This is a genomic window from Streptomyces sp. NPDC000941 (genome assembly GCF_053599555.1).
On record NZ_JBSFMM010000459.1, the window covers coordinates 1 to 3240 of the forward strand.

1 protein-coding gene and 1 pseudogene are annotated in these 3240 nt (G+C 71.0%); both read right to left on the bottom strand.

The window, feature by feature from the left end:
* A partial coding sequence (locus ACWDSL_RS52635; protein ID WP_450496798.1) for a type I polyketide synthase occupies window positions 1-2839 on the bottom strand: 2839 nt, incomplete at its 3' end.
* Window positions 2840-3133: 294 nt separating this feature from the next.
* Window positions 3134-3240 (bottom strand): annotated as a pseudogene (locus tag ACWDSL_RS52640) (acyl carrier protein); the annotation flags it as partial.

Sequence of the window (3240 nt, forward strand, 5' to 3'; positions counted from 1 at the left end):
ACACCACCCCATCCGAACCCGCCGACACCACCACCGCACCCAACACCGGATGCCCCACCACACCCAACCCCAACGACACCGGATCACCCACACCGATCTCGCTGTCGAGCCAGTACCGCTGCCGTTGGAAGGCGTACGTGGGCAGGTCCACTCGGCGCGCACCGGTGTCCGCGAACACCGCCGGCCAGTCCACGGCCACCCCACCCATATGCGCGGTGGCCAACGAGAGCACCATCCGGTCCCAGCCGCCTTCGTCGCGGCGCAGCGAGCCGGTGGCCACCGCCCGTACCTCGGCGCGGTCGATGGACTCCTGCACGCCGACCGTCAGCACCGGGTGACTGCTGATCTCGACGAACCCGCGGAAACCCTTGTCCAGCAAGGCCCGTACCGCGGGTTCGAACCGCACCGGTTGGCGCAGATTGCGGTACCAGTACCCGGCGTCCAGTCCTTCCGTGTCCTGCCAGCCGTCATCCACGGTGGAGTAGAAGGGGATGTCCGAGGGCCGGGGGCGGATCGGGGCAAGGGCCTCGGCCAGCCGGTCGGCGATCTGTTCCACCTGTGCGGAGTGCGAGGCGTAGTCCACCTCGATCAGCCGGGCGCGGACACCCTCCTCCACCAGAGCGGTGTGCAACTTCTCGACCGCTCCGGCCTCGCCGGAGACCACCACGGACGACGGTCCGTTCACCGCCGCGATCGACACGGCGTCCGCAAAGCCGCCCGCCAACTCCGGCTCCGACTCCGATCCCGCGAGTCGCCGCTCGACCTGGTCCAGCGGCTTGGGGATCGACATCATCCGGCCCTGACCGGCCAGTACTTCGGCGATGATCCTGCTGCGCAGGGCCACCACCCGGGCCCCGTCCTCGAGTGACAGCGCGCCCGCCACACAGGCGGCGGCGATCTCGCCCTGGGAGTGGCCCACCACCGCGGCCGGCTCCACACCGCAGGAGCGCCATACCGCGGCGAGCGAGACCATCACCGCCCACAGCGCCGGCTGGACCACGTCCACCCGGTCGAGCGCGTCCTGATCGTCGAGGACCGCCGGCAGCGACCAGTCCACGACCTTCGACAGCGCGTTCTCGCATGCGAGCATCGTCTGCTGGAAGACGGTGTTGGACTCGAGCAGTTCTGCCGCCATGCCGGTCCACTGCGTGCCCTGGCCCGGGAACACGAACACGACCCTCGGCGCCTCGCGGGCGGCCCCGGTCACCACGCCGGTGGCGGGTGTGCCGGTGGCCAGCGCGGCGAGCCCTTGTACGAACTCCTCCCGGTCCCGGCCTACCACGGCGGCGCGGTGCTCGAACCTGGTCCGGCCGGTGACCAGCGAAAGCCCGACGTCGGCGGGTGCGAGCCCGTCGTTCCCCGAAACGGTGGCCAGCAGCCGGGCGGCCTGGGCGCGCAGCGCCTCCGGTGTCCTGCCGGAGAGCACCCAGGGGACGGCCCCGGACCACTCCGGACCGGGGTTTTCGGGTTCCTCGCCGGGTGGGCTCTGTTCCAGGATCACATGCACATTGGTGCCGCTGGCCCCGAACGCGGAGACACCCGCGCGGCGCAGATGTCCCGTCTCCGGCCACGCCACCGGTTCGGTCAGCAGTTCCACCGCCCCGGCCGACCAGTCGACCTGTGCGGAGGGCGCGTCCAGGTGCAGCGTACGGGGCAGGGTGCCATGGCGCATGGCCATGACCATCTTGATCACGCCCGCGACCCCGGCTGCCGCCTGGGTGTGCCCGATGTTCGACTTGATGGAGCCCAGCAACAGCGGGTGATGGTCTTCCCGGCCCCGCCCATAGGTCGCGAGCAGCGCCTGGGCCTCGATCGGGTCGCCCAGCGTGGTGCCGGTGCCGTGTGCCTCCACCGCGTCGACATCGGCGGCGGACAGGCCCGCGTTCGTGAGGGCCTGGCGGATCAGCCGCTGCTGCGCCGGGCCGTTCGGCGCGGTCTGTCCGCTGCTGCGGCCGTCCTGGTTGACGGCGCTGCCGCGGATCACCGCGAGCACCGGGTGGCCGTTGCGGCGCGCTTCGGACAGCCGCTCCAGGAGCAGCATCCCGGCGCCCTCGCCCCAGCCGGTGCCGTCGGCGGCGTCCGAGAAGGACTTGCAGCGGCCGTCGGGTGCCAGCCCGCGCTGCTGGGAGAAGACCTTGAAGAGCTGGGGGGTCGCCATCACCGTGACCCCGCCCGCGAGCGCGAGACCGCACTCCTCCCGGCGCAGCGCCTGGCAGGCCAGATGGACGGCGGCCAGCGAGGACGAACACGCGGTGTCAATCGTGACGGAGGGGCCTTCGAGCCCGAGGGTGTACGAGATGCCGCCGCTGAGCAGGCTGCCGCCCGAGGTGGTGCTGACATTGTGCCCGAGTGCGTAGTCGTGGTGCATGGCCCCGGTGAACACCCCGGTGGTGGCGCCCTTCAGGGACAGCGGGTCGATACCGGCGCGTTCGAGCACGTCCCATGAACACTCCAGCAGCAGCCGCTGCTGCGGGTCCATGTGCAGCGCCTCGACGGGGCTGATGCCGAACGGGGCCGGGTCGAACTCCCCGCCGTCGTGCAGAAAGCCGCCCTCGCGGGCGTAGAACTTCCCCACTTTGCCCGGCTCCGGGTCATAGCCGCCGTCGATGTCCCAGCCACGGTCGGTCGGGAAGTCCGACACCGCGTCGACGCCGTCGGCCACCAGCTGCCACAGCTCCTCGGGCGAGGTGACGTCGCCGGGGTAGCGGCAGCTCATCGCCACGATGGCCACGGGCTCCCGCGTCGCACCGGAGAGCTTGGCGTTCTGCACCCGCAGGCGCTCGTTCTCCTTCAGCGACAGGCGAAGCGCACTGACCAGCTTCTCATCGGAGTTGGTCATGTCAGTTACCCTCTTCCCAGGTGGCACCCTCAAGGCCAAGGCTGTTGAACGCCATGTCGATCAGATCGTTCTTGTCCATCGCGTCGATCGAGCCGGGCTGGTCGGACCCGTCCGCGTCCTCGGCCCCGTCCCGCGGCGTGGCGGTGGCTCCGCCGAGTTCCAGCAGGGTGTCCAGCAGGCCGGCGTCGCGCAGCCTGCTGAGCGGGATGCTGGTCAGTACGCGGCGCACCCGCTCCTCGTGTCCCACGGCGTCGGTGTCGGCCGCCTCGGGTATGAGCTCCGAACCCACGAACGTGGCGATGTCCCGCGCGGTGGGGTAGTCGAAGACCAAGGTGGCGGGCAGCCGGAGTCCGGTCGCCGCGTTGAGCTGGTTGCGCAGTTCCACCGCGGTCAGCGAGTCG